At 67.6% G+C, this 407-nt stretch carries 1 protein-coding gene; it reads right to left on the bottom strand.

Annotated elements, in window-relative coordinates; genetic code table 11:
• The coding region (locus AC1DFE_RS24200) for an ABC transporter substrate-binding protein (protein ID WP_476908348.1) at positions 1–407 on the bottom strand (407 nt) is incomplete at both ends.

The following is a 407-nucleotide window of genomic DNA, read 5'->3' as shown; positions in this document are numbered from 1 at the left end:
GCGAACTTCTTGTTCACGATCAGGATGGTGGTGGGGAACTCCCCTGGCTTGCCGGTCAGCGACCCGTCCCACAGGTCCTTCTCATCCACCAGGACCTTCGCGCCGGCCTGGAGCACCAAACGGGAGGCCCACGGCTCGGGCAACCATGCGCCGTCGAGCTTGCCGTCCTGGAACAGCTTCAGGGTCTGCGCATTTTCGGTGGGGTTGATCGCAACGTCCCCGCCGCCGTCGGGAGTGGTCTTGTAACCCTGCTTGCCGAGCCACGCGCGCAGCGCCACGTCCTGCGTGCCGCCCAACTGCGGGGAGGCCAGGGTCTTGCCCTTCAGGTCCGCCGCCGTCTTGATTTCCGGCTTCACCACCAGCTGCGCGCCGCCGGAGGCCGCCCCCGCGATGACCCTGATGGACTC

The organism is Arthrobacter sp. 05T423, assembly GCF_056396245.1.
The sequence above is the reverse complement of the archived record's forward strand: the minus strand, read 5'-3'. Positions and strand labels throughout refer to the sequence as shown.